At 71.4% G+C, this 17,866-nt stretch carries 17 protein-coding genes; 9 read left to right on the top strand and 8 right to left on the bottom strand.

Features of this window, described 5'->3' with window-relative positions:
• Positions 1-53: 53 nt before the first annotated feature.
• Both JYK02_RS05940 and hpf read right to left on the bottom strand, forming a co-directional pair.
• Positions 54-2,144, bottom strand: coding sequence for an MXAN_5187 family protein (locus tag JYK02_RS05940; protein ID WP_207049306.1), 2,091 nt, complete (start codon positions 2,142-2,144; stop codon positions 54-56).
• Between the two features lie 161 nt (positions 2,145-2,305).
• Positions 2,306-2,668 carry a ribosome hibernation-promoting factor, HPF/YfiA family gene (gene hpf / locus JYK02_RS05935; protein ID WP_207049304.1) on the bottom strand — a complete coding sequence of 121 codons (363 nt, stop codon included), beginning with the start codon at positions 2,666-2,668 and terminating at the stop codon, positions 2,306-2,308.
• Between the two features lie 159 nt (positions 2,669-2,827).
• Between hpf and JYK02_RS05930 the strand changes: the two genes are divergently transcribed.
• Complete coding sequence (locus tag JYK02_RS05930) at positions 2,828-3,190, top strand: response regulator (protein WP_207049295.1); 363 nt, start codon at positions 2,828-2,830, stop codon at positions 3,188-3,190.
• A 77-nt stretch (positions 3,191-3,267) separates the two neighbouring features.
• Entirely contained in the window at positions 3,268-3,732 is a 465-nt protein-coding gene (locus tag JYK02_RS05925) for a hypothetical protein (RefSeq protein WP_207049282.1), read from the top strand.
• Between the two features lie 13 nt (positions 3,733-3,745).
• Here JYK02_RS05925 and JYK02_RS05920 read toward each other — a convergent pair whose 3' ends face one another.
• Together JYK02_RS05920 and JYK02_RS05915 are read right to left on the bottom strand one after the other, a co-directional pair.
• On the bottom strand, positions 3,746-4,645 hold the full coding sequence (locus JYK02_RS05920) for an N-acetylmuramoyl-L-alanine amidase-like domain-containing protein (protein ID WP_207049280.1): 900 nt from the start codon (positions 4,643-4,645) through the stop codon (positions 3,746-3,748).
• A complete protein-coding gene (locus tag JYK02_RS05915) occupies positions 4,642-5,625 on the bottom strand; it encodes a HEAT repeat domain-containing protein (RefSeq protein WP_347402437.1) in 984 nt (327 codons plus the stop codon). Before JYK02_RS05915 ends, JYK02_RS05920 begins: the two co-directional genes overlap by 4 nt.
• Before the next feature lie 160 nt (positions 5,626-5,785).
• On the opposite strand from JYK02_RS05915, the gene JYK02_RS05910 reads away from it, so the two are divergent.
• Together JYK02_RS05910 and JYK02_RS05905 are read left to right on the top strand one after the other, a co-directional pair.
• A complete protein-coding gene (locus JYK02_RS05910; protein ID WP_043321207.1) occupies positions 5,786-6,103 on the top strand; it encodes a DUF4398 domain-containing protein in 318 nt (105 codons plus the stop codon).
• A 17-nt stretch (positions 6,104-6,120) separates the two neighbouring features.
• Positions 6,121-7,545: an OmpA family protein gene (locus tag JYK02_RS05905; protein WP_207049275.1), complete on the top strand. Its 1,425-nt coding sequence runs from the start codon at positions 6,121-6,123 to the stop codon at positions 7,543-7,545.
• A gap of 108 nt (positions 7,546-7,653) precedes the next feature.
• On the opposite strand, the gene truD is transcribed toward JYK02_RS05905, so the two are convergent.
• From truD to JYK02_RS05890, 3 genes are read right to left on the bottom strand one after another with little or no spacing between them, the layout of a single operon-like run.
• Entirely contained in the window at positions 7,654-8,676 is a 1,023-nt protein-coding gene (truD, locus tag JYK02_RS05900) for a tRNA pseudouridine(13) synthase TruD (RefSeq protein ID WP_207049273.1), read from the bottom strand.
• The gene (locus JYK02_RS05895) at positions 8,673-9,995 is read right to left on the bottom strand and encodes a DUF4388 domain-containing protein (protein WP_207049271.1); all 1,323 of its coding nucleotides are present in this window, start codon (positions 9,993-9,995) and stop codon (positions 8,673-8,675) included. The genes truD and JYK02_RS05895 overlap by 4 nt, the downstream gene beginning before the upstream one ends.
• A gap of 7 nt (positions 9,996-10,002) precedes the next feature.
• On the bottom strand, positions 10,003-10,998 hold the full coding sequence (locus tag JYK02_RS05890) for a thioredoxin domain-containing protein (protein ID WP_207049268.1): 996 nt from the start codon (positions 10,996-10,998) through the stop codon (positions 10,003-10,005).
• 70 nt (positions 10,999-11,068) lie between these two features.
• Between JYK02_RS05890 and JYK02_RS05885 the strand changes: the two genes are divergently transcribed.
• Both JYK02_RS05885 and JYK02_RS05880 read left to right on the top strand, forming a co-directional pair.
• Positions 11,069-12,130: an asparaginase gene (locus JYK02_RS05885; protein WP_207049262.1), complete on the top strand. Its 1,062-nt coding sequence runs from the start codon at positions 11,069-11,071 to the stop codon at positions 12,128-12,130.
• A 71-nt stretch (positions 12,131-12,201) separates the two neighbouring features.
• Positions 12,202-13,113, top strand: coding sequence for a GGDEF domain-containing protein (locus JYK02_RS05880; RefSeq protein ID WP_014395138.1), 912 nt, complete (start codon positions 12,202-12,204; stop codon positions 13,111-13,113).
• 57 nt (positions 13,114-13,170) lie between these two features.
• Here JYK02_RS05880 and JYK02_RS40345 read toward each other — a convergent pair whose 3' ends face one another.
• Positions 13,171-14,763: a HEAT repeat domain-containing protein gene (locus JYK02_RS40345; protein WP_207049260.1), complete on the bottom strand. Its 1,593-nt coding sequence runs from the start codon at positions 14,761-14,763 to the stop codon at positions 13,171-13,173.
• Between the two features lie 136 nt (positions 14,764-14,899).
• Here JYK02_RS40345 and rpsU point away from each other — a divergent pair, with 136 nt between their 5' ends.
• From rpsU to dnaG, 3 genes are all read left to right on the top strand, one after another.
• Positions 14,900-15,094, top strand: coding sequence for a 30S ribosomal protein S21 (rpsU, locus tag JYK02_RS05870; protein WP_014395136.1), 195 nt, complete (start codon positions 14,900-14,902; stop codon positions 15,092-15,094).
• Positions 15,095-15,207: 113 nt separating this feature from the next.
• Complete coding sequence (locus JYK02_RS05865) at positions 15,208-15,666, top strand: GatB/YqeY domain-containing protein (protein WP_207049258.1); 459 nt, start codon at positions 15,208-15,210, stop codon at positions 15,664-15,666.
• Positions 15,667-16,001: 335 nt separating this feature from the next.
• On the top strand, positions 16,002-17,843 hold the full coding sequence (dnaG, locus tag JYK02_RS05860; RefSeq protein WP_207049256.1) for a DNA primase: 1,842 nt from the start codon (positions 16,002-16,004) through the stop codon (positions 17,841-17,843).
• Positions 17,844-17,866: the final 23 nt, after the last annotated feature.

Genomic DNA, 17,866 nt, shown 5'->3' with positions numbered 1-17,866 from the left:
CCTCACGAGGAGGTCCCGGGCCTTCGGGCACCGCACGGTGGCGGCAGGGGATGTCAGTCCTTGACGGGCGTCGCCTTGAGGGCGGCCTTGCCCTCCTTCACGTAGACCTGGAAGCGCACCGTCTTGCACGCGTACTTCGTGACGAGCTGCTCCTTGTTCTTGCGCAGCTTCTGCACGAACTTGTCGTACGTCAGGCCATCCGCCTGCTCACCGCAGCGCTCGCGCGTGGTGACGAACTCGCGGAAGACGTCCTGGAAGTGCTGCTCCTCCGACAGGGCCACCGCCGCCGCGCTGTTGACGCCCGGCATGGGCAGCGGCACCGCCTGCGGCACGTTGGAGCGCGGGGGCGGCATCGGGATGGCCTCCGACGTGGGCCGGGTGCTGGCCTGGAGCAGCTCGCGCGGAATCGCCGCCACGCGCGTCGTCTCCGGGGACTCCGGATCCGAGGTCTGCGCCGCCGCCAGCGCGAACGGATTGGCCGCCTGCTGGAGCGAGTACGCCGCCGTGGGCTGATCCTCGAAGGCGAACGCGCCGGCACGCGGCGCGGCCGGGGCGATGGGCTCCGGGGCCGGGTGCTCGAAGGGCATCGCTCCGCCCTGCGCGTACGCCGGAGGCGGCGTGAACGGCTCCGCGGCCGGCGGCGGGTAGGCCGCGGGCGGCGACGGGAACGGGAACGACTCCGCCCCGGCGAACGGATCCGCCATCGGCGCGGCGGCCGGAGGCGCACCGAACGGGTGGGGAGCCGCGGCCTGCGGAGACGGCATCGCGAACGGATCCGCCATCGGCGCGGCGGCCGGAGGCGGCATCGCGAACGGATCCGCGGCCGGAGCCGGCGACCCGGGGAACGGGAACGCATCCGCGCCCCCGAACGGATCCGCAGCCGGCGGCGCGGCGGAAGCGAACGGGTTGGACAGCGGCTCCGCGGGAGCGCTCGAACCAAACGGGTTGGACAGGGGCTCCGCGTGCGCGCTCGAACCGAACGGATCCGCCGCGGGCACCACGGCGGCCGGAGCCGGCGGCGAGGTGGCCACGGGCTGCGCGGCCGGAGCCGACTGCTGCGCGGCGAGCGCCGCGGACCAGCCCAGCGTGTCCGAGCCGCCCGACACGGTCTCCTCGTCGGAGGCCTTCTTGCCGCCGCCCATCAGCGCCGTCCACACGAGGCTCAGCACGAACAGGCCCGCGAGCGCGAGCAGCGCGGTGCTCTGGTATGCGGCCAGCGGGGCCAGCGTCGCCGCCGTGCCCGCGAGGACCACGACTTCATACGGCGTGCCCGTCAGCGCCTGGCGGGAGCCCACGAACAGCGGCGCCTGGCCGCCCATCGCGTCGCCGTGGGTGAAGGCGGGCAGCTGCACCGGGCCCAGCGCCTGGAGCGAACCCGTCTCCAGCACCGTGTCCTTCGCACCGGCGCTCAGGCGGGGCAGCGCGCCATCCAGCCGCGCCTTCTCCGCGCCCACGCCACCCACCACCTTGTCGCCCTGCACCAGGCCCACCGCGGCCGCGCCGGAAGCCTCCAGCGCACCCTGCAGCGCGGCGTCGGCGGCGAGCGGCGCGCCCACCACCAGCGTCACCGCCGGGGCGGGCGTACCCTCACCGCTCCACGCGAGCGGCACGGACGCGAACACGTGCGGCGCCCCGAAGGCGTCCACCACGGACGTGCCCGCCTTGGCGAGCGCCGCGACGTCCAGCGCCGCGGTGTCCGAAGAGGGCTCGGCGCCCGCGCGCGCATGGAAGCTCGCGTCGCCGGCCACCACCGCCACCACCGCGCCCTGGAGCTCCTTGGGCAGCCCGGCCTCCGCGGCGGTGCGCAGCGCGCCGAAGCGCTCGGCGGTGAGCGGCAGCAGCCCGGCCGTCTCCTCCGCGTCACGGCTGGAGCCGCGGTCACGCGGGGACTTCGCCGCGGGCGCGGGGCTCAGCGCGTTCACGGCGGCGGCCACCTGGGGACTGCCGGCCAGCTTCAGCGCCAGGGATTGGACTTCGGCGCGGCGCGCATCCACGCGACGCGCGACCTCGCCGGTGCCCGAAGCGGCCTGGAGCGCCGCACCATCCACCGCGCGCGCACGCTGGGGCGCCGACAGCATCGGAAGGTGAGCGAGGCCCAGTCCGAGGACCAGGAGTGCGAACAGCAGGAACTTGAGGCGGACCATCGCCGTCCTTTAGCCCAAGGGTGAGGGGTCCGCTTATAGCGTCCACCTCTTGACCCCAGCAAGGAACTGGCCCGAAGGAACCCGGGGGCCGGATGCCTGGCTGGCATCCGGAATTCCCGGGCCCTTCGTTTTCTCCATCACACCGCGGTACGGCCGGACGCCTAGTAGTTCGTCGCGTCCGCGTTCAGGTCGAACGGCATGCCGCTGTTGCCCATGCCCTGGCGCCGGCGCTCCACCGCGCGCTTGATGGCCTTCTCCAGGCGATCACGCGTTGCGTCGATGGCCTGGTACAGCGTCTCCGACGTCTCCGTCACGTGCACCGCTTCCAATCCAGGCATGCGCACCGTCACCCGGCACTCCTTGTCCACGCCTCCCTTGGGCCCGTTGATGTCCACGAGCGCGATGTCGATCTCCGACGCCTCGTCCTCGGCGAACCGTTCAATGTGGGCCACCAGATGGGTGTCCACGTACTGCTTCAGGTTGTCGTTCAGCCCCAGATGCACTCCACGCAACAGCACCTTCATGGAATCACCTCCGGGCACAAACATGGGCAGTCCCCCGCCCGCCCGTGAGGGGCTGTCGCAAGCCTTCCCGCCTGCCCTCCCCCGAAGCAGCCGGCCGGACGTCAATGCGCCAGGGACGCGTTGGACGAATCCCCCGTCGCACCGGGTTGCTCTAGTCGCATGGACGGCGAGCGAATCAAGGTGCTGCTGGTGGAGGACGACGGGGACAGCCGGGAGCTCCTGGCGGAGCTCTTGGAGGACGACTTCGAGGTCACCACCGCGTCCGACGGCGTGGCGGGACTGAAGGCGTTCGAGGCCACGCACCCCGACGTCGTGGTGACGGACGAATCCCTGCCCGGAATGAATGGCACGGAGCTGGCGCAGCAGGTGAAGGAGCGCGAGCCCAATGCCCGTGTCGTCCTCGTGTCCGGCTATGCCCAGGTGGAGAACGCGGACTACTGCGACGCCGTGTTGCGCAAGCCCATCGACGTGGAGCGCCTGAGCCGCATGGTGGGCGAGCTGGGAGACGCGGCCCGGCACTGAGGGAAATTCGCGCGGGGGGTCGCCTGCCATCCGCGCGAGCCGTTCCTAACATTCCAGCCATCGCCCAGGAGGGCCCCATGAGGTACTGCGCACGGTGTGGCTCGGAGTATCAGGACAGTGTCGTGGACTGCACGGATTGCCCCAACCACCCTCCGCTCGTGTCGGCGGAGGAGATGAGCGAGCGCGGGCTGCCCCTGCCCCATGAGCTGGATCAACGCCGCTTCGTCAGGGCGGGCATCGCGGACGACCCCGTGACGGCCCAGGTCTTCGTGGACGTGCTGGAGGAGAACCGCATCCCGCTCATCGTGCGCCCCGGCCGCTCGGGCGTGGTGGACGAGCTGACCACGGGCAACCTGCTGCCCTGGTGGGAGCTGCTGGTGCCGGACACCGCCCAGGCCCGGGCCGCCGCCCTCCTGGAGGACGTGAAGGTCCAGGCGCTCGCCTCCGCGGACGAGGCCAGCCGCGCGGCGGAGGAAGAGGAGCTGGAGGACGAGCGGGCGCGCCAGGCGGCCATGGACAGCAGCGCGCCTCCGCCCCTCTAGCGAATCCCCTGAGTCAGGGCGTGCCCACGGCGGCGCTGCCCGGCGCGGCCGCGGGTTGGGACACGAGCGCGGGAGGCGGACGGCGGGCCTCGAAGAGGCTCACGCCCGTCACCCGCCACTTGTCGTAGCGCGCGTTGCGGGCGAGGAACGTCTCCAGGTCCTCGTCCACGACGCGGTTGTAGCCGCCCCTGGACGCGTGCCGCAGGTACGTGCGCTTCTTCTTCTGCACCACGAAGCCCAGGTGCGTGATGCGCGTGGCCTTGAGCGGCAGGTCCTCCCGCATCACCACCAGGATGGTGCCGGACGCCACGCCGCGCGCGTGCTCCAGCACCTTCTCCAGCGGAATCATGTCCAGGGTGAAGGTGCCCACGGGCTGACGCTCGCGGGGCAGCTGCAGCGCCATGGACGACCTGGACTGCCAGGTGTGCGCGGTGAGCGTCTTGGTGACCGTGACGGTGTCCGCCTTCGCGTACTTGCGCGTCACGTCCACCAGCAGGCCCTTCTTGATGTTGTTGGGCAGCCACTGCGCTTCCATCAGGTGGTTGCGGTCCTCGTAGGTGGGCGTGCTCGCGTAGCGGATCCGCTCCAGCAGCGCCGGCACCTCCGGCTCGCCGTGCGCCATGCCCAGCGCCAGCGTCTCCTCCACGAAGGTGAGGCAGTCCACCGCGTCCAGGCGGAAGGTGGGGTCCGGGTCCACGCCCTGCCCTTCGCCCAGCGGCGACAGGACGTAGGGCGTGTTGAGGAACTTCTCGCTCATGCCCAGCAGGCGCTCGGACAGCGGGGACTCGGCCTGGTCCGCGATGAGGGCCGCGCGCTGCTCAGGGGTAAGCGCGCTCCAGCCATTCTCCCGCACGGGAGGAGCCGCCGGAGTCTGGGACAGGAGCGCGAGCGCGCAGATACCCCACAGGCTCACGGCGTCACCCCGGCCTTGCGCAGGATGGCCTTGCGCCGGTCATCCGCGAGCTGGAGCGTCTCCAGCTCCTTCTCGTACACGAGCTTCTCCTCCCCCTTCGCGTTCCACGACGCGAGCACCAGCCAGTCCAGCGACGCGGCATCGCCGCCCTGGTACAGCACGCGCGCGGCGGTGGCGGCCACGGTGCGGTCCGCGTCCTTCAGGAGCGGCGACAGCACGGGGCTTGCCTTCTTGGCCGGCACGCCCTCGAAGAGCACCAGCCCCTGGCGGCGCACGAACTTGTCGCTGTTGCCCAAAAGCTTCTGCGCGTAGGCGAAGCCCTCCGGAGCGCCCAGCCGGCACAGGCCCCGGGCCGCGGCGAAGCGCGTGCTCTCCGAGTCGCTGTCCAGGTACGCCTTGAGCGCGGCCTTCTGCTTCGCGTCCCCGGTGGCGCCCGCGGCCTCCAGCATCGCCGCGCGGACCTCCAGCTCCGGCTCGTCCTTGGCGGCGGCCATCAGCGGCTTGCCCATCTTGGGGTTTTTGGACGCGCCCAGGGCCCGCGCGGCCTCGCGGCGCACGCCGCTGCTCTTGTCCTGGAGGAGCGGCAGCACGGCGCCGGTGTTGCGGCTGCCCAGCCGGGCCAGGCCCTGCGCCGCGTACATGCGCACGGTGCTGTCACCGTCCGACGCCAGCTTCACCAGCGTGGACTCCCCGGTGCGCGCGCCCAGCGACGCCAGGAGCGCCACGAGGTTGCGGCGGGTGCGCTCCTCGTAGGTGGTGCGCAGGAGCGGGCCAATCTCCTCGGCCGCGTAGGCCTCCTCCCGCAGGAAGCGCAGGCGCGAGGTGGCGGTGGGGACGGGGGCGCCGTTGGCCACCTGGGCGAGGACGGTGTCCGCCTCCGCGCGGCTCTGGGCCTTCTTGGACGCGGACCCCGGCCCGGCGAGGCCGGTCAGGGGCAACAGCAGCACGACGAGCAGGGCACGGACGGACGGAGGACGCACAGGGGCGCCCATGGTGGCAAGCACGGCCGCCGCCGTCAAAGTCCACCCCTCCCGCCCGGCTCCCTGCTTCACGCCAACCGCCCGATTCTTGACCCCCCCGGAGGCGATTGATACGACCGCCGACCAGTCTCCCTCCGCTCTGTCGACCGAGGCCCCTGTGATGACGAAGCAGTCGCTCCTGTTGGCGTTCGCGGGCGTGCTGACCGCATGTGGCCCCGTGAAGTCCACGTCCAACATCCTCGACGCGGAGGTGCAGATCCAGGCCGCGCGCACCGCCGGGGCGGAGAAGGAAGCCCCCTACGAGTGGACGGCCGCCAACCTCTACCTGCAGAAGGCGCGGGAGGAGGTCGGCTATTCGGACTACCAGGCCGGTGTGGACTTCGCCGTGAAGGCCTCGCGCTTCGCCAACGAGGCGCGGGAGAAGGCCATGTCCGCGGCCAACAGCGGCGACTCCCAGGGCCGCCCCCAGAACCCGTGACGCCCGAGCGCTCCCCGATGAAGCGTCTGACCCAGTCCGCGCTTTTCACCCTGCTGTTGACCTCCCTCGCCTGCGTCAGCGGCAACAAGATCCGCGCTGACACCGAGGTCCTCACCGCCGACGTGGAGCGCGCCCGCCGGGGCGGCGCCCTGCGTTGCGCCCCCGCGGAGCTGGCCGCCGCGGAGGCCAACCTCGACTTCGCCCGCGGAGAGCTCAGCCAGGGCAACAGCTCGCGTGCCGCCCAGCACGTGCGCGACGCCGACTCCGCGGTGAAGCGCGCCCTGGAGCTGTCCAAGAACTGCGGCCCGCGCCAGGTGCTGGTGCGCGACCGTCCGGAGACGCCGCAGCAGCCGGACCAGCCTCAGCAGCCCGCCCAGCCCCAGCAGCAGGTGGTGGTGAGCATCGAGGAGACGGACAGCGACGGCGACGGCGTGCTCGACAAGGACGACCCCTGCCCCGAGCAGGCCGAGGACGTGGACGGCTTCCAGGACCAGGACGGCTGCCCGGACACGGACAACGACGGCGACGGCGTGCTGGACGCGGCGGACAAGTGCCCGCTCATCCCCGGCGTGGCGGAGAACAACGGCTGCCCGCCGGAGGCCCCCAAGGACCGCGACGGCGACGGCGTGCTCGACAACGCCGACAAGTGCCCGGATCAGCCGGAGGACAAGGACGGCTTCCAGGACGACGACGGCTGCCCGGAGATGGACAACGACCTGGACGGCATCGTGGACGGCACGGACAAGTGCCCCAACGACGCGGGTCCGCTCCAGAACCTGGGCTGCCCCATCGTGGACAAGGACGGCGACGGGCTCAACGACGACAAGGACAAGTGCCCGGACGAGCCCGAGGACAAGGACGGCTTCCAGGACGACGACGGCTGCCCGGACCTGGACAACGACAGCGACGGCGTGCCCGACGCGCAGGACAAGTGCCCGAATGAGTCCGGCCCGCAGGAGAACGGCGGCTGCCCGGATCCGGACCGCGACAGCGACGGCATCGTGGACCGCCTGGATGCGTGCCCTGACGACCCGGGCGTGAAGGAGGAGCGCGGGTGCGCCAAGCAGTACAAGATGGTCATCGTCAAGAAGGACCGGATTGAGATCAAGAAGCAGATCCTCTTCGGCACCGGCTCCGCGAAGATCATCGGCAAGCAGAGCACCACCATCCTGGATGAAGTGGCGCAGGCGCTGAAGGACGCGCCGTGGATCCGCAAGATGCGCATCGAGGGCCACACCGACTCGATGGGCAACGACACGGCCAACCTGAAGCTGTCCCAGAAGCGCGCGGACGCGGTGATGGCGCAGCTGCTCAAGCGCGGCATCGACCCCGGCCGCATGGAGGCCGTGGGCTTCGGCGAGACGAAGCCCGTGGCGCCGAACAACACGAAGGCGGGCCGCGCGCTCAACCGCCGCACGGAGTTCAACGTCATCCGGCAGTGACGTGACGCCCCACCCGCTCCGCCCAAGACGGAGCGGGACAAGCGGTTCCGCTACGCGCCTCCCCGGGCTTCACGCTCAGGGAGGCGCGGTCGTTTCAGGGGGTGATGCTCAGCCGTCCTTGAGCAGCTCGTGCAGCACTTCGGTGGCGTAGGCGCCGCGCGGCAGCTCGAACGTGAGCAGCGCGTCCTCGCCGTCCACCGTGAGGTCCGGAGCACCCAGCCGCACGCGGTACGGACGGCGGGTGCCCTCCGTCTCGTCGCCGCCGCGCTGGAAGTCGCTCAGCGTGACACCCGCGTCGGTGAGCAGCCGGGCCTCGGCCTCCGCTACCTCGCCCTTCGACGCGGTCATCTTCGGACCGAACATGGGGCCCGCGGGGCTCACCTCGAACGCGGCGACGCGAGGGCCGTCCACGTCCGGCGCCTCGCACACGAAGAGGCCGCCCGTCTCCTCCTTGCGCAGCACGTCGCCCAGGAGCGCCGTGGCGAAGGTGCCCGCCTCGAGCCGCGCGGCCAGCGCCTGGTTGAAGAGGCGCGACTGGAAGGCGGACAGGTACAGCTTGCGCTGGAAGCGGTCCGGCCGCTTCGGCAGCCGCTGTCCCAGCAGCAGCATCCGGCCCAGGTCCGCGTTGTCACCGGCCCGTCCGAAGCGCTGCTCTCCGAAGTAGTTGGGCACGCCCTGCGCGGACAGCCGCGAGAAGGACTCGCGCGCAGCGCCCAGGTCCTTCACGCCGCGCAGCCGCAGCGTGAAGCGGTTTCCCTTGAGGTGGCCGGTGCGCAGCTTGTTGCCGTGCCGCTTCACCTCCAGCGCGCGGACGCCGTCGAGCGCGAACTCCGGCACGCGCGCTTCCGCGTTCGCGGGCACGGACAGCCACTGCCGCGTCACGGCCTGCCGGTCCTTCATCCCCGCCGAGCCGATGTCGTCCTCGCGCACGCCCAGCGCGGACGCCAGCGCGCGCACGACTTCACGCGTGTCCCGGCCGCGCTTCTCCACCCAGAGGTACAGGTGCGTGCCCTCGCCGGACGGCAGGTACGCGGGCAGCTCCTCCACCTCGAAGTCCTCGGGCGTGAGCTTGAACGCGCCACCGCACCCGGGCACGCCCGCGGTCAGCCTCGGGAAGCCGGTGTCCGTCACGGCGCCTCGAGCGTGGCCAGGAGTTCCTTCACCCGGCGGGCCAGGTCCTCGTCCGCGCGCGACTCCAGCAGCTCTCCCGCCTGGAACAGCAGGAAGAACATCACGTCGCTCAGCGCTTGGCGGAACGAGGCCAGCGGCTCACTGCCCAGGTGGGCGCGGTGCTTGTCGAAGGCCTCCATCAACCGGCCTTCCGGCAGGCTGCCGTCCGCGGCGAACGCCAGCCCCTCCAGCACCGGCGACGACGACAGCGCCTGGTTGGCCAGCGCCGCGTTGGCCGCCGCGATGAACTCGCGGTCCATGCCGGAGCGGGCCACCTCGTCGCGGATCTCCCGGAAGATGAAGTTGAAGACGCGCGCCACGGGGCGGGCATCCACCGGAGGCGCCGCGCGCACCGGCGGACGCGTGGCGCGAGGCGTGGCCGCCTTCTCCGGCGTCGCGACGGCGGCGGGAGCGCCCACGGGCTTGTCCGTCAGCCCCGCGAAGCCGCCCTCCAGCAGGCGGAAGACGACCTTCGTGACGTCGAACTCGGACAGCCGCGCCGCGTGCCCCAGCTCCAGCACCGTGCGCCGCCCGTCCAGCATCGCCAGCACGCGGTCCTCGTCCTCCTCCAGCTTGCCGTCGGACGGACGCTTGCGCGCCACGTACAGCCGGCCGTGGGGGATGCGCTTCCGGAAGTGCGCCATCTCGTCGATCTTCCGGATGCTGTCCATCAGCAGGCTCTGCGTGGACAGCTGGAGTGAGTGGCCCGTCTTCTCATCCAGCGGCTGGTCGATGAGGAAGAACGCCCCCTCGCGGCACAGCACGATGGCGTGGAAGATCTCGCTCACTTGGTGGGTGACGCACTTGAAGAGGTCGTGCGCCTGGAGCACGCCCTTCTCCACCAGCGCCCGGCCCAGCTTCGACGGCGACTGCTCGCGCAGCACCGCCTCCACCTGCGCGCGGTCCGCGTAGCCCAGCCGCACCAGCACCTCGCCCAGCCGGTCCGCGGGCTCCTCGGAGGTGGCGCCGCGCACCTCGCCCTCGCGCAGCGTCAGGGAGCGCTCGCCGCCCGGCGTGTGCACGCGGATGACGCCGCTCCAGCGGGACTGGCTGAGGAACGCGATGAGGTCGGACAGCGGGAAGCCGCCCGCGTCCCCGGAGAGCACCACGCGCGGCGTGGGGATGGAGCCCCCTTCCGGCGGCGTGCGGGAGAAGACGAGCAGGTCGGGCGCGGTGGGCATCAGCGCGTACGTCCCCGAGCGTCCCGCGAGCGCGGGGATGCCGGACCGGTCCTCGGGGACCAGCCGCGTGGCGCCATCGATGCGGAAGCGTTGGCTCATCGAAGGGTCAGTCAGCGGCCCACGCGTTGTTGTTCGCGCGCCACTCCACCTCGTCCTCCATGCTGTGCTCAAGCTGGCCTTCCTGGAAGCCCAGCTCGTAGGCACGTCCGTTGAAGAACACGGACGGGGTGCTGTTGATGGAGGCCATGCGCCCCTGCGCCTGGAAGCCTTCGATCTCGTTCTTGTACTGGTCCGTCTTCAGCACCGCGGCCAGCTTGTCCCCGTCCAAGCCCACCGACTTCGCCAGCGCGGGCAGCGCCTCCGGCTTGAGGTTCTCCTGCTGGCCGAAGAGCGCGTCGTGCATCTGCCAGAACTTGCCCTGGTCGCGCGCCCACAGCACCGCCTGCGCGGCCGGGACGGCGTTGGGGTGCATGGAGAGCGGGAACGGCAGGTAGCAGAAGCGCACCTCGCTGGGGTGCTTCTTCGCGAAGCCCTCCAGGATGGGCCGGGCCTTGCCGCAGAAGGGGCACTCGAAGTCGGAGAACTCCGCCACCGTCACGGGCGCGTTCGCGTCGCCCTGGCACATGCGCGGATCCACCTTGAGCTGCACGCGCGGCTCGCGGAAGGACGCGTAGTACTTCGACAGCGTGACGATGACCTCGCTCGCGGGGCCGCCCTCCGCCACCAGCCGGGCGGACAGCCGCGCCATGCGCTTCGCGTGCTTGCAGGGCGTGTGCTGCTTGAGGCACGCGCCCAGCGAGTGGGGGCAGCCGCAGTAGCAGAACTCGTCGCTGAACACCGTGGCCAGCTCGCGCTTGGCCGCCGGGGGCAGCGCGGAGAAGTCCATGCCGGGGATGCCCGTCAGCGCCTGCGCCGGATCCGACGACGGCGCTTCCGCGGCGGGGGGCGCGGCCGGAGCCGCGGCGGGGGCAGCCGCCGGGTTGGCGGCCGGTGGCGGGGCCTTGGCGGTGGCCGGAACTTCCGCGCTCTTGGTGCAGCCAGCGCCCATCAGGGTCGCCGCGGCCAGCACGGGAGCAACACGCTTCCATCGAGGGAGGAGCACGGCTCCGGGGTTTAGCCATGCGCGCCGGGCTTGTAAAGCAAGGCGGCCTTTGGCAGACGGCCCCTCGCCCATGCCCAGAGTCCTGCTGCTGCACACCGGAGGCACCCTCGGAATGGCCGGTGGCCGGCCCTCCGCCCTGCGTCCCGCGGCCTTCTTCAAGACGCTCCGCAAGCGAGCCCCGGAGCTGTTCCAACTGGCCGACATCGAGCTCGAGCTGTTCTCCAACCTGGACAGCTCCGAGATGCAGCCGGAGCTCTGGAGTCGGATGGCCGTCCACCTCCACCGTCGACTGCAGGACTTCGACGGGGCGGTGGTGACCCACGGAACGGACACGCTCGCCTTCACGGCCAGTGCGCTGTCGTTCATGTTGCGAAACCCGCCCTGCCCCGTGGTGCTGACGGGCTCGCAGCGCCCGCTGGGGGAGATCCGCTCCGACGCGCGGCTGAACCTCATCGACGCGGTGCTCTCCGCGCTCCAGGGGCCGCGCGAGGTGACCATCTGCTTCGACTCGCACCTCTACCGGGGCAACCGCACGCGCAAGGTGAAGGTGGCCGAGTACGACGCCTTCGAGAGCCCCAACTTCCCCGTGCTGGGCACGCTGGGCGTGGACGCCACCTTCGAGAAGGGCCTCCCGTCGCGGGGCCCCTTCCGCCTCCATGAGAAGCTGGATCCGCGCGTCTTCCTCCTGAAGGTGTACCCGGGGCTGGACCCCGCCCTGCCCCTGCAGCTGTTGCCGCACGTGAAGGGGCTGGTGGTGGAGGCGTACGGCGCGGGCAACGTGCCCATCGCGCCGGAGCTGGGCCGCTCGCTCCTGCCGCTCTTCGTCCAGGCGCGGGAGCGGGGAATCCCGGTGTTGGTGGTGAGCCAGGCCTACCGCAACGGGGTGGACCTCACGCTCTATGAGTCCGGGGCGAAAGCGCTGGCGGAGGGGGCGGTCGGCGGTGCGGACATGACCCCGTCCGCGGCGCTGGTGAAGCTGATGCAGGGGCTGGCGGAGCACCCCCGGGGGGGCGAGGCCCTCTCGCGCTTCCTCCGGACGCCCGTGGCGGGCGAGCTGTCCGTCGGGCGGCCGACAGTTCCTCCACCGGAGAAAAACCGGCGCCGGCCGGCACGGGTGGGGCGGGTCGGCTGACACCGGGTGCAGGAAAGGAGCGTGGGTGTGCTTGCCGCCGTGAAAAGGCGGCCCCTAAGATGGGAGGTGCGATGTCCGAGGAGAAAACTTCCGTCCATTCGATTTCGGACCTGCTGGGCAGCGCCCAGCAGCAGAGCGCGTATCTGATCGTCATCAGCGCCAAGTCCGCCGCCGGCATCGGGCGGATGTTCAAGCTGGACCGCTCGGAGGTCGTGCTGGGCCGCAGCTCGGAGGCCCAGTTCCAGGTGGAGGACGACGGCATCTCCCGCAAGCACGCGAAGGTCGTCGCCATCGGTGACGGCCGCTTCCAGCTCGTGGACCTGGGCAGCACCAACGGCACGTACTTGAACGGCCTGAAGGTGAGCGCGGCGCCGCTGTACGACGGCGACAAGATTCAAATCGGCTCCAACACGGTGCTGAAGTTCAGCATCCAGGACGCGCTGGAGGAGCAGTACCAGCGCAGCATCTACGAGTCCGCCACGCGCGACGGCCTCACCCGCGTCTACAACAAGAAGTACTTCATGGAGACGGTGCGCAAGGAGTTCGCGTACTGCCTGCGCCACCGCGTGCCGCTGTCGCTGGTGCTCTTCGACGTGGATCACTTCAAGCGCATCAACGACGTGTACGGCCACCCGGCCGGCGACTTCGTGCTGACGCGCATCGCGCAGCGGGTCGCGGACACGGTGCGCACCGAGGACCTGCTCGCGCGCTACGGCGGCGAGGAGTTCGCGCTGATGCTGCGCGAGTCCGCGGAGGACGCGGCCCTGGCGTGCGCGGAGCGCTGCCGCGTGGCGGTGGACCGCGCGGACTTCATCTTCAGCGGCACGCCCATCAAGGTGACCATCAGCCTGGGCGTGGCGACGCTCCTGGACTCGGACTTCTCCCAGCCGGAGGACCTCATCTCCGCCGCGGACAAGTACCTCTACCGGGCCAAGCACGCGGGCCGGAACCGCGTGGACGCCAAGGCCATCAGCGGCCCGTGAGCGTCTTCGGGTGGAGGGCCTGATCCACGGGCCTCCACCTTCCGGTGTCCCCAGCCTTCAGCGCCCGAAGCCGAGCCTTCGCAGCCCTTCCTCGGATACGTGCTTCACGTGCGTGTCCGCGTCGTGCGCCGCCGCCTCGCTGAGCGCCGCCACGGCCTGCGGTCCTCCAAGCGCGGACAGCGACCTCGCCGCCGCGACGCGCACGTCCGCCACCACATCCGTGCGCAGCCGCTCGGCCAGGACGCGCACGTGCGCGGTGCGGCCCACGAACTCCAGCGCGCGCGCCGCCGCCGCGCGCACCACCGGGTGATCCGACGCCAGCAGGCCCGCCGCCTCGTCTCCTCGCGACGGCTGCCGGTAGGCGGACAGCACGTCCAGCGCGGCCACCACCACCTCCGGAGCCCCGTCCTCCAGCGCCTTCGCCGCCAGCGCCATCGCCTCGCCGTTGAGGGGCAGCGTTCCCAGCGCGCGCACGGCCCCCGCGCGCACCGGAGTCACATTCGAGGCAAGAAAGGGCGCCAGCCGCCTGGTGGGGGGAGAGCCGTCCGAGCAGTCCCCCAGGAACGCCACCGCCTCGCCCTGGACCTCCGGCGTCCGCGCGTTGCGCCCCTCGGCCACGTCGCGCAGGAAGGTGTGGCACCCCTTCTCGTGGGCCATCGCGCCCAGCCACGGCCGGGCGGCCTCCGCCGTCTCCGCGTCCTTCACACCCTGGAGCGCCACGTCCCGCAGGGGCTTCCCTGCCGACTCCGCCAGCCCGCGCGCCGCCAGCTCGCGGATCCGCGCGTCCTCGTCCCCCAGCGCGGCCTCCAGCTCCCGCTTCGCCAGCGGACCGTAGCGGCGCAGGGTGGCCACCGCCGTGCGCCGGCGCTGCACGTCACCGGCGGAGAGCTCCGGCCGCAGCGCGTCCAGCTCCCGCGAGTACACGGCGAAGAGCCGGTTGATGGCGGCCTCGTCCGGGGGCTTCGCCTCCGTCAGCAGCAGTCGGCCCACGGACGCGCGCTGCCGCTCGGCGACGGCGGACAGGAGTTCCGCCATCACCGCGTCGCCCGCGACGGGCCGCGACGCCACCGCGTCCAGCACCACGCGCGTCGCCGACCGTCCCTGGAAGGTGGCCAGGTGCAGGAGCGCGGGCAGCCGCACGGACGGCTCCTGCGAGAACATCTCCAGTGACAGCGACTGGCGGACGGCGTCCCGCTTCGCCCACACCCGGGCGGCGGCGGAGGGGCCCCGGGCCCCGGCCTCCCGCAGGAAGTCCGCCGTGGACCGGCCCGTGTCAGCGGCGGCCCGGACGGCGGTGAGGCAGGCCCCCAGGTCCGCGTCCGGCGGGGTGTCCATGATCCAGTCCGCCAGGGCCCGCCGCTCCGTCAGCCCTCGGCTCCGCGCCCCGGTCCGCACCGCGGCCCAGCGCACCCGCCAGCTGCCGTCCTGGAGCGCCGACTCCAGGGCCCGCTGCGCCTCCGCCCCACCCGTCCCCAGGGACGCCACCCAGCTGTCCACCCGGCCTCCGGTAACGCAGGCCCCACAGGTGCGGGCGCGCAGCGACGGGTCCTCGACGTGGCGGCGGCAGGAGGCCCAGCACTCGGAAGCGACCGTGCCGGCCCGGGAGGGGCTGGCCGCCAGCAGGAGCACCAGGAGGAGGAGACGGAACACGCGCCGGACACTCTAGCGCACCCGGGCCCATCCTTTCCGTGCGGGTCTCCTTGCCTTTTCCGGCCCGCTGCGCCATACCCCCCGACCCTCTGAAGATTTCAAGATTGCATCCAGCTAGGCGGAAGGAGGTGACTGCATGCCCGGTATTCGAGTGAAGGAAGGTGAGTCCATCGAAAGCGCTCTCAAGCGCTTCAAGAAGGCCACCGAGAAGGCCGGAATCCTTTCCGAGATCCGCAAGCGCGAGCACTACGAGAAGCCTTCCGTGAAGCGGAAGAAGAAGGCCCTCGCCGCCAAGAAGCGCGCTGTGAAGAAGGCCCGCAAGTCGTACTAGCGGTCCCGCAGTGAGGAACCGGGGTGCCTTGAAGCCGTCAGGTGCCCTGGTTCCCGCCGTCCCATCCCCTGGCGCGGCGACCCTTTTCCCCGCCTGTGAGGAGGAACCCCGACATGACCACCCTGAAAGAGCGCCTGACCGCGGACCTGAAGGACGCGATGAAGGCCAAGGACGAGCTGACCCTGAGCGTGGTGCGCATGCTCAAGAGCGCCGTGAAGTACAAGGAGGTCGAGCCGGGCGCCAGCGAGCTGGACGACGCGGGCATCCAGCAGGTCATCGCCACCCTCATCAAGCAGCGCCGCGACTCCGTCGAACAGTTCAAGGCCGGAGGCCGTCCGGAGCTGGCGGAGAAGGAAGAGCAGGAGATCTCCGTCCTGCAGCGCTACCTGCCCCAGCAGCTCACCCCGGCGGAGCTCACCGCCGCCGTCCAGGCCGCCATCGCCGAGGTCGGCGCCAAGGGCCCCAAGGACATGGGCGCGGTCATGAAGAACGTGAACCCCAAGGTCCAGGGCAAGGCCGAGGGCAAGGCCATCTCCGAGGAAGTGAAGGCCCAGCTGGCCAGGCTGTCCTGAAGCACCGCTGTTTTCGGGAAGGGGGCGCCGGGAACGTCTCCCAGGTGCCCTTCCCACCCCGGGCTTGAGCGGATTTTTTGATCCCTCGCCCTCCGCCCATTAAGCGCTGATCCTCAAAGGCCGTCCGCCCGTCCCCCACCCCGGGAGGCGAGCAGCCAGCCTTCAGGAGTGCGCGCCGTGTCCCAGCCCCCGTCTGCTTCCGCGCCCCGTCCGCGTCCGCCTGCCCTACCTGCCTGGGCGGGCGAGCAGGGAGGCGGCGGTGCGGGCCGCGTCAGACCGGGGCGTCAGGATTGCGGGCGGAAGGCCGCACTCATGCGGATGGATGGAGGGGCGTCGTGATTCCGGAGCACAAGATCCAGGAGGTCCTCGACCGCGTGGACATCGTGTCGCTGGTGTCCCGTCACGTGGAGCTGAAGAAGGCCGGGCGCGAGTTCAAGGGCCGCTGCCCCTTCCACCAGGAGAAGACGCCTTCGTTCTACGTCGTTCCGGAGAAGCGCTTCTATTTCTGCCACGGCTGCCGGGCGAGCGGCGACGCGGTGTCCTTCATCCAGCGCTACCTGGGCAAGACGTTCCAGGACGCGGTGCGCGACCTGGCCCAGGAAGTGGGCATCGACCTGGAGGCCGCGCAGGACCCGGGCCTCAAGGAGCGCCAGCAGGTCAAGGAGGCCACGGACTTCGCCGCGGAGCACTTCCGCGGCCTGCTCTGGAACGAGGACGAAGGCCGCGCCGCCCGGGCCTACCTGGCCAGCCGGGGCGTGTCCGAAGAGGTCGCCCAGGGCTTCGGCCTGGGGTGGGCGCCCGCGCAGTGGAGCCTGCTGGCGGACCGCTTCCAGAAGAACGGGATGCTGGAGTGGGGCCTCAAGGCGGGCCTCATCACGAAGCGCAACAGCGGCGACGGCTGCATCGACTTCTTCCGCAGCCGCCTGATGGTGCCCATCCGCGCGCCGGAGGGGCGCCCCATCGCCTTCGGCGGCCGGCTGGTCGCGGCGGAGGACGGGCCCAAGTACCTCAACTCGCGCGAGTCCCGGCTCTACAACAAGAGCGAGACGCTCTTCGGCATGGACCAGGCGCGCGATGAAATTCACAAGCGCAAGACGGCCGTGCTCGTGGAGGGCTACTTCGACTGCATCGGCCTGCACCAGGTGGGCGTGCGCCACGCGGTGGCCCTGTGCTCCACCAACCTCACCGCCGGCCACCTCCAGGTGCTCAAGCGCGCGGAGGCCCGCGACCTGGTGCTCCTCCTGGACGGGGACTCCGCGGGCCTCGCCGCCGTGGAACGCCTGGCCGGTCCCCTGCTCGCCGCGGGCGCCCCCACCCGGGTGGCGTTGCTGCCGCAGGGAGATGACCCGGACGTGTTCGCCCGCCGCGAGGGCACCGACGGCGTGGAGCGCCTCCTGGAGGGCGCCCAGCCCCTCACCGCCTACCTCTTCGCCACCCTGCTGCCTTCGGGCAGGCAGGCGAGCTTCGAGGAGAAGATGGCCGCGCTGGAGCGGCTCAAGCCCGTCACCTCGCAGGTGCCTCCGGGGCTGACGCGCTCGGCGCTCATCAGCGCGCTGGCCGGGCACTTCGGCTGGATGCCGGCGCAGATCGAGTCGTCGCTCCAGTACAAGCCGCCCCCCACGCCCAAGCCCGCCGCCGCGCCGCACCCGGCGCACGTCGTCCCCGCCCAGGCCACGCCCCGCCCCGTGCCCAAGCCCCAGTCGGAGCGCCCCCCGCCGGAGTCCGAGGCGCTCTATGTAGCCGCAATCCTTCGGGATTCCCGGCTGCTCGCCCGGGACACCTTCCGCGTGTGTGATGAGCTGTCCCACATGGGACTGCGGATGGTGCTGGCGCAGGCCACGTCCGGGCAGGGGCTGGAGGAGGCGCTCTTCGAGGCGACGGAGGTCGTCAAGCGGACGCTGCTGGAGGCCGGCCGCCGGCTCTCTCCGGGGGGAATGGAGTTGGAGTCGGAGTTCATCCTCGCGTGCCGCGACATCATGGTGCGGCGTATCGACGAGCGGCTCGTTTATATAAAGCGAGCGACGGAACAGACCCCGGGGGCTTTTGATTTGACAGAGGAGACCCGGCAGCTCCTGTCGGAGCGCAAGGAACTCCTGGCCCTCCGCAAGCGCGTCCTGGACGAACTGAGGCCCGCCTCCTCGGCAACGGGAACAAAGGCACCAATGCAACCGGTTTGAGTTCGCGTTTGTAAGAAAGCTCG

Origin of the sequence: Corallococcus macrosporus (genome assembly GCF_017302985.1) — a bacterium.
Taxonomy (GTDB): domain Bacteria; phylum Myxococcota; class Myxococcia; order Myxococcales; family Myxococcaceae; genus Corallococcus; species Corallococcus macrosporus_A.
Note: the sequence above shows the minus strand (reverse complement) of the source record. Positions and strands in the feature narration are given on the sequence as shown.

What these genes read in the sequence shown, in the direction of transcription:
- rpsU (WP_014395136.1), top strand. Translation starts at nt 14,900, where the DNA reads ATGCCCGGTATTCGAGTGAAGGAAGGTGAGTCCATCGAAAGCGCTCTC.
- JYK02_RS05940 (WP_207049306.1), bottom strand. Translation starts at nt 2,144, where the DNA reads ATGGTCCGCCTCAAGTTCCTGCTGTTCGCACTCCTGGTCCTCGGACTG.
- JYK02_RS05885 (WP_207049262.1), top strand. Translation starts at nt 11,069, where the DNA reads ATGCCCAGAGTCCTGCTGCTGCACACCGGAGGCACCCTCGGAATGGCC.
- JYK02_RS05905 (WP_207049275.1), top strand. Translation starts at nt 6,121, where the DNA reads ATGAAGCGTCTGACCCAGTCCGCGCTTTTCACCCTGCTGTTGACCTCC.
- JYK02_RS05910 (WP_043321207.1), top strand. Translation starts at nt 5,786, where the DNA reads ATGACGAAGCAGTCGCTCCTGTTGGCGTTCGCGGGCGTGCTGACCGCA.
- JYK02_RS05895 (WP_207049271.1), bottom strand. Translation starts at nt 9,995, where the DNA reads ATGAGCCAACGCTTCCGCATCGATGGCGCCACGCGGCTGGTCCCCGAG.
- JYK02_RS05880 (WP_014395138.1), top strand. Translation starts at nt 12,202, where the DNA reads ATGTCCGAGGAGAAAACTTCCGTCCATTCGATTTCGGACCTGCTGGGC.
- JYK02_RS05925 (WP_207049282.1), top strand. Translation starts at nt 3,268, where the DNA reads ATGAGGTACTGCGCACGGTGTGGCTCGGAGTATCAGGACAGTGTCGTG.
- JYK02_RS05865 (WP_207049258.1), top strand. Translation starts at nt 15,208, where the DNA reads ATGACCACCCTGAAAGAGCGCCTGACCGCGGACCTGAAGGACGCGATG.
- JYK02_RS05930 (WP_207049295.1), top strand. Translation starts at nt 2,828, where the DNA reads ATGGACGGCGAGCGAATCAAGGTGCTGCTGGTGGAGGACGACGGGGAC.
- hpf (WP_207049304.1), bottom strand. Translation starts at nt 2,668, where the DNA reads ATGAAGGTGCTGTTGCGTGGAGTGCATCTGGGGCTGAACGACAACCTG.